Here is a 6,535-nt window from a genome sequence, read left to right as displayed (position 1 = left end):
CGGCACGTCCAGCACCGCCGGGTCGAACACCGCGTGCGCGCCGACCATGCCGCGGTCGGGCAGCTTGTAGGTGGAGCCCGTCGCCTCGACCAGCAGCGCCGTCACCGGCTCCGCGCACTCGATCCGCCACATGGTGGAGCGCGGCAGCACGACGTAGTCGCCGGCCCGGAAGCTGAGGTGCCCGTAGTCGCAGAACAGCTCACCCCGCCCGGTGTGGACGAACAGCAGCTCGTCCCCGTCGCCGTTGCGCGCCAGATGGTCCATGCACTTCGGCGCCCGCCACAGCCGCATGCGGACGTGCGCGTTGTGCAGCACGTCGGCGGCGTCCCAGGGCGAGGGATGCTCGCCGTTCAGCCGGGTCAGGTCGAAGGCGCGCGGGCGCAGCGGCCCGTCCCAGTCGGTCCAGCCGGTGGGCGGATGCCTGTGGTACATGTGGGTGGCCGGGCCGAAGAAGCCCTCCTTGCCCAGTTCGCGCTCGTACGTGCCGTCGGGCAGCGACGCGTGCGCTTGGCGCGAGGCCGTGCCCTCGACGCGCGGAAATTGGATGTAGTTCTTCACCGGGGTGTCCCTCCCGCATTCCTGTTTCCCCGTGAAATGGTTTCAAACGAAACCAATGGCAAGCCGTTCGTGCGCACATATTCCGTTCGCCCGGCCAACATCCCGATTGACAGGACGCCCCGGCACTCGTTTCATCTGAAACGAATGGCGGCACGAACGATGCCACCCCAAGAACGCATCCAGGGAGAGAGCGCACCATGAAGACCCCCATCGCGCGCCGCACCGTGATCCAGGGCCTCGGCGCCGGCGTGGCGCTGGCCGCGGCCGGCGTCCTGCCGCGCCGGGCGGAGGCGGCGACGACGCTGACGCTGTCGTCCTGGCTGCCGCCCAAGCACCCGATCGTCGTCAACGCGTTCGAGCCGTGGGCCGACGACGTCGCCAAGGCGACCGACGGGCGCGTCAAGGTGCGCATCCTGCCGAAGCCGTTGGGCGGCGCCCCGGCGCACTTCGACATGGCCAAGGACGGCATCGCCGACATCACCTACGGCCTGCACAGCTTCACCCCCGGCGACCGCTTCCTGCTAAGCCGTCTGGCCGAGTTCTCCTTCATCGGCGACGATGCGGCCCAGCTGTCGGTCGCCTACTGGAACGCCTACGACAAGCGCCTGTCCAAGGCGAAGGAGCACGCCGGGGTGCACACGCTGGGCGTCTTCGCGCACGGCCCCGGCGCCATCCACAACCGCGTGCGTCCCATCAAGACCGCCGCCGACCTGCAGGGCCTGAAGTTCCGCGTCCCCGGCGGCCACGCCAGCGACCTGATGGGCCGCCTGGGCGTCACCCCGCTGCTCGCCCCCTCGCCCGAGGTGTACGAGATGCTGGCGAACAAGGTCATCGACGGCGTCACCTTCACGCTGGAAGCCATCACCGCCTTCAAGCTGCTGGAGCACCTGAAGCACACCACGACCGTGCCGGGCGGCGTCTACAACACCTCCTGGTTCTTCGTGATGAACGAGGGCAAGTGGAACGCGCTCTCCGACGCCGACAAGGCCGCCATCACCAAGCTGTCCGGCGAGGCGTTCGCCCGGCGCGTCGGCAAGGCGTGGATCGACGCCGACGCGGCGGCGCTGGAGAAGATGAAGGCGTCGGGCATGGAGGTGATCCAGGCCGAGCCCGCCTTCGTCAAGGACCTCACCCGCCACACGGCCGAGCTGGAGGCCGCCTGGGCCAAGCTGGCGGAGGCGCGCGGCGTCGACGGCGTGGCCGCCCTGGCCGAGCTGCGCGAGGCCACCGGCGTCAAGCTGCCGGCATGACCGCCGCGTCACGCCAGCTGGGGCGCTGGATGAACCGCACCCTGGGCGTGCTGGCCGCCGTCCTGCTGTTCGGGATGGCGGCCATGACCACGGCCGACGTGGTGGGGCGCGATTTCCTCGGCATCGGCGTCCCCGGCTCCTACGAGCTGACGTCGGTGCTGCTGGCGGCGCTGATCTTCGTCGGCCTGCCGCTGGCGACCGAGCGGGACGAGCACGTGGCCGTCGACCTAATCGACCACGTGCTGCCCCGGCGCGGCGTGAGGGTGCTGAGCGGCCTGATGGGCGTGCTGAGCACCGTCGTGCTGGCCGTGCTGGCGTGGCAGCTGTGGGTGCGCGGCGTGCGGCTGACCGCCGACGGCGCCTACACCAACGTGCTGCGCCTGCCCCTGGCGCCGGTGGCTTACCTGATGGCCGTGACGACCGGCATCGCCGCCGTGGTGCAGGCCGTGCGGGCGTGGGTGGACCTTGCCCATGCAAAAGCCCCTCTCCCTTGACGGGAGAGGGGTTGGGGAGAGGGTGGCGCCGGCACAGCCGGCCCGAACCTCTTCGCCGCCCTGCCGGGCGGCTATCCCCCTCTCCCCAACCCCTCCCCCGCAAGGGGGGAGGGGCTTCAGACGGAGCTTCCCGACTTGACCGAATCGCTGATCGGCTTCGCCGTTCTCTTCACGCTCGTCTTCCTGCGCATGCCCATCGGCTTCGCCATGGCGCTGGTGGGCACGGTGGGGTTCGGCATGATGGTGGACTGGGGACCCGCCCTGGCCATGCTGGGCCAGAACACGTTCGAGGCGGGGTTCTCCTACACGCTGTCCGTGCTGCCGCTGTTCATCCTGATGGGCAACCTGGTGACGCGCGCCGGCATCTCCAACGAACTCTACCACGCCGCCTACGCCTTCCTCGGCCACCGGCGGGGCGGGCTGGCGATGGCGTCGGTGGTGGCCTGCGGCGGCTTCGCGGCGGTATGCGGCTCCTCGCTCGCCACCGCGGCGACCATGAGCAAGGTCGCCATGCCGCCGATGCGCAAGTTCGGCTACGCCGACAGCCTCGCCACCGGCTCCATCGCCGCGGGCGGCACGCTGGGCATCCTGATCCCACCCAGCGTCATCATGGTGATCTACGGCCTGCTGACCCAGGCCGACATCGGCAAGCTGTTCATGGCGGGCATCCTGCCGGGCCTGCTGGGCGTGGTGATGTACGTGCTGGCCGTCTCCGCCGCCACGTGGCTGAAGCCCGAACTGGGTCCGCCGGCCGAGCGGCTGCCGTGGGCCGAGCGCTGGCGGGCGCTGAAGGGCGTGTCGGGCATGCTGGCGCTGTTCGCGCTGATCATGGGCGGCATCTACGGCGGCCTGTTCACGCCGACGGAGGCGGCGGGCGTGGGCGCCTTCCTGGCTTTCCTGATGGCGCTACTGCGCGGGCGGCTGACGGTGCCGGTCCTCATCGACTTGCTGGTGGACAGCGCCCGCACCACCGCCATGCTGTTCGTCATCATCATCGGCGCCATGCTGTTCGCCAACTTCGTCACCTTCGCCGGCTTCGCCGACGCGCTGAAGGACTGGGTGGCGGGGCTGAACGTGGCGCCGCTGGTCGTCGTGCTGGCGATCGTGGCGATCTACATGGTGCTGGGCTGCCTGATCGAGAGCTTGTCGATGATCCTGCTGACGGTGCCGATCTTCTACCCCATCATGCTGGAGCTGGACTTCGGCCTGTCGCAGGACATGGTGCTGATCTGGTTCTGCATCGTCGTCGTGGTGATGACGGAAATCAGCCTGATCACGCCGCCGGTGGGCATGAACGTCTTCGTTCTGCGCGGCGTGCTGCCGGACGTGCCACTGCAGACCATCTTCCGCGGCGTCATGCCGTTCCTGATTTCCGACTTCGTGCGCGTAGCCCTCCTGATCCTGTTCCCGTCGATCTCCCTCCTCCTGCCGTCCCTGATGATGAGCCAGCCATGAAGCTCTACGGATACTTCCGCTCCTCCGCCGCCTACCGCGTGCGCATCGCCCTGAACCTGAAGGGCATCGACGCCGAGCAGGCCTCCATCCACCTGCGCAAGGGGGAGCAGAAGCAGCCGCCCTTCGCCGCCATCAACCCGCAGAAGTTCGTGCCCGTGCTGGTGGATGGCGACGTGTCGCTGACGCAGTCGCTGGCCATCGTCGAATATCTGGAGGAGACGCACCCGCAGCCCCCTTTGCTGCCCGCCGACCCGGCCGGCCGCGCGCGGGTGCGGGCCTTGGCGCTGGCGGTGGCCTGCGACATCCACCCGCTGAACAACCTGCGGATCCTCAATTACCTGAAGGATCCGCTGGGCCACGACGAGGCGACCCGCAACGCCTGGTACCGCCACTGGGTGGCCGAGGGCTTCGCGGCGCTGGAGGCGATGCTGGCCGGCGACCCGGCGACCGGCCGCTTCTGCCACGGCGATGCGCCGACCCTGGCCGACGTGTGCCTCGTGCCGCAGGTCGCCAACGCCGAGCGTTTCGACTGCGACCTCGCCCCCTACCCCACCATCCGCCGCATCGCCGAGGCCGCCCGCGCCCTCCCCGCCTTCGCCGCCGCCGCCCCGGAGAAGCAGCCGGACGCGGAGTGAGCTACTCCGGCGTCAGCACGCTGGCGACGACGTGGCGCACGCCCTCGTCGTCGCAGATGTAGTAGACGATCATGGCGCTTCCGTCGGGGAACGCGGTCACCCACGGGTAGCCGACGTCGCCCGACGGCGCGTCGTCGCGCACGACGATCTCCTCGGCCTGCGCGATGTCCCCGGCGCCCGGATCCCACACGCGGGCGCGCACCCCATAGGGCTCGTGCCGGTAGCCGTAGGCGACCAGCAACCGGCCGTCCGCCAGCGCACAGGCGTCGTAGGGGTGGCCGACCACCTCGTGTTCCTGCCACGCCTCCCACGTCCGGCCGAGGTCGCGCGAGGTGGAGGTCGCCAGATGGTCGTCCAGGCCCGTGGTCCGGTGCAGCGCCAGCAGCCGCCCGTCCGCCGTCAGCGTCAGCCCGGTCTCGCAGAAGCCCGCCTTGCCCTCCGCGTCCAGTGCGATGATGGAACGGTACTCCCACGTCTCGCCCCGGTCGTGGGAGGCCCAGAGGTGGCTGGCGTACTGACCGTTGCTAGGGTGGTGGGCGTAGGTGGCCTGCAGGATGGTGCCGTCCGGCGTCTCCACCGCACGCCCGCGCAAGGCGCCGCCGTGCAGGTCCCGGATCCCCGGCACCGTCTCCCCCTGCCCCGGCAGCTGCGGCAGGAAGCGGTGCTCCGACCACGTCCGGCCGCCGTCGTCGCTGACGCGGGAATAGGCGCCCCAGAACAGGTAGAGGTCGCCGGTCTTCAGCGGGCTGCCGACCACGCCGATGCCGCGCGCGCGCAGCGCTTCGCCGTCCTTGGCCGGCAGGGGGTACCAGCAGAACCCGGTCAGCAGGACGCGCCCGTCGCGCAGCACCAGCAGGCTGGCGTCCTGGTCGGCCGCCTGCGCGTCCGGCGGCAGGGTCAGCGGCGGTTCCAGCACGCCGCCGTCCGCCGACACCGGCACCACCACGGCCTGCGAGCGGCTGTCCAGGTGGTCGACGTTGTTGAAGCCGTTGTCGCTCAGCCGGTACTCCTCCCCGCGCAGCCAGCGGTGGTCGCGCGCCCGGCGGAAGGCGACCAGCGACACCCCGTCGGCGCGCGTCGCCACGGACGGGAAGGAGGCGTAGTAGGACGGGTCGCGGAAGACGACCCGGTGTTCGATCGAGAAGGACCGGCTCACCGTCAGCTCCGAACATGCCTGCGGATATTCGTGAACGCCTTTGTGCGGCCGGCGGTGCGGCCGGTCGAGGAAAATTTCTTCGCCGCGACGTGCCCCCTCCCGCCCTCCGCTGCGCTCCGGGCACCCTCCCCCTCTTCGAGGTGGAGGGTTTGTCGGCCAGCGGCGGCAGTCCCCTCCACCGCCTTAGCGGGGGAGGGTTAGGGAGGGGGCAAAACGTCCCTACCCCGCCGCCGCCTGCGACGCCTCCGCCCCCTCGATCACGTCCGACGCCACCACCACCTCGCACTTGTGCTCCAGATGCTCGCGCAGCAGACGCGCCAGCCCGGCACCGTCGCGCCGGGACAGCGCCTCCAGGATGCGTTCGTGCTCGCGCACCGCCTCGTCCCAGCGTTCGCGCGACATGTTGGCGATGAAGCGCACGCGGCGGATGCGGCCGGCCAGGCTCTGGTACATGCCGGACAGCACGGGGTTGTCGGCGGCGGCCAGGATGGCGCGGTGGATCGCCTCGTTCAGCTTGAAGTAGTTGCGCAGGTCGCGCCGGGCGTAGTGCGCCAGCATCTCGTAATGCAGTGCCCGCACCTCCTCGATGGCGGCGTCGCTGATGCGCTCGCACGCCAGCTCGCCGGACAGCGCCTCCAGCGACCCCATCACCTGGAACATGTCCTCGATGTCGCGCCGGGTCAGCTTGGTGACGCGCGCCCCGCGGTTGGGCAGCAGGACGACCAGCCCCTCGCTCGCCAGCACCTTCAGCGCCTCGCGCAAGGGGGTGCGGGAGATGCCGAACAGCTCGCACAGCTCGCGCTCGTTCAGGCGGTCGCCGGGGGGCAGCTCGCCCTCCACGATCATCTCGCGCAGGCGGCCGACGACCTCCTCGTGCAGGCTGGCGCGGACGATGCGGGTCACGGTGCGCCCTCCCCCACCTTCTCACCAAGGGCTCTCGCCAGCAGCACGGCGACGTGCACGGCGTCCCTGCCGGCACCGTCCTTG

General features: G+C 70.5%; 7 protein-coding genes. 4 read left to right on the top strand and 3 right to left on the bottom strand.

Translation table 11 applies throughout. The features are described from left to right. A partial coding sequence (locus VED21_RS16890; protein ID WP_324884059.1) for a homogentisate 1,2-dioxygenase occupies positions 1–558 on the bottom strand: 558 nt, incomplete at its 3' end. Positions 559–755: 197 nt separating this feature from the next. On the opposite strand from VED21_RS16890, the gene VED21_RS16885 reads away from it, so the two are divergent. The 4 genes from VED21_RS16885 to maiA all read left to right on the top strand — a co-directional run bounded on the left by VED21_RS16885 (position 756) and on the right by maiA (position 4,392). Beyond that, on the top strand, positions 756–1,808 hold the full coding sequence (locus tag VED21_RS16885; RefSeq protein WP_324884057.1) for a TRAP transporter substrate-binding protein: 1,053 nt from the start codon (positions 756–758) through the stop codon (positions 1,806–1,808). Further along, entirely contained in the window at positions 1,805–2,302 is a 498-nt protein-coding gene (locus VED21_RS16880) for a TRAP transporter small permease (RefSeq protein ID WP_324884054.1), read from the top strand. The genes VED21_RS16885 and VED21_RS16880 overlap by 4 nt, the downstream gene beginning before the upstream one ends. Positions 2,303–2,437: 135 nt before the next feature. Continuing rightward, positions 2,438–3,757 (top strand): TRAP transporter large permease, encoded by a 1,320-nt coding sequence (locus tag VED21_RS16875; RefSeq protein WP_324884052.1) that lies wholly within the window; start codon positions 2,438–2,440, stop codon positions 3,755–3,757. Continuing rightward, entirely contained in the window at positions 3,754–4,392 is a 639-nt protein-coding gene (gene maiA / locus VED21_RS16870) for a maleylacetoacetate isomerase (protein WP_324884049.1), read from the top strand. The genes VED21_RS16875 and maiA overlap by 4 nt, the downstream gene beginning before the upstream one ends. A gap of 1 nt (position 4,393) precedes the next feature. Here the strand turns inward: maiA and VED21_RS16865 are convergent, their stop codons facing one another. Both VED21_RS16865 and VED21_RS16860 read right to left on the bottom strand, forming a co-directional pair. Then, positions 4,394–5,548: a sialidase family protein gene (locus VED21_RS16865; protein ID WP_324884047.1), complete on the bottom strand. Its 1,155-nt coding sequence runs from the start codon at positions 5,546–5,548 to the stop codon at positions 4,394–4,396. A gap of 219 nt (positions 5,549–5,767) precedes the next feature. Then, complete coding sequence (locus VED21_RS16860; protein ID WP_324884045.1) at positions 5,768–6,451, bottom strand: GntR family transcriptional regulator; 684 nt, start codon at positions 6,449–6,451, stop codon at positions 5,768–5,770. Between the last annotated feature and the right edge of the window lie 84 nt (positions 6,452–6,535).

The organism is Azospirillum sp. (genome assembly GCF_035627195.1).
Classification (GTDB): Bacteria; Pseudomonadota; Alphaproteobacteria; order Azospirillales; family Azospirillaceae; genus Azospirillum.
The sequence above is the reverse complement of the archived record's forward strand: the minus strand, read 5'-3'. Positions and strand labels throughout refer to the sequence as shown.

What these genes read in the sequence shown, in the direction of transcription:
- VED21_RS16885 (WP_324884057.1), top strand. Translation starts at nt 756, where the DNA reads ATGAAGACCCCCATCGCGCGCCGCACCGTGATCCAGGGCCTCGGCGCC.
- VED21_RS16880 (WP_324884054.1), top strand. Translation starts at nt 1,805, where the DNA reads ATGACCGCCGCGTCACGCCAGCTGGGGCGCTGGATGAACCGCACCCTG.
- maiA (WP_324884049.1), top strand. Translation starts at nt 3,754, where the DNA reads ATGAAGCTCTACGGATACTTCCGCTCCTCCGCCGCCTACCGCGTGCGC.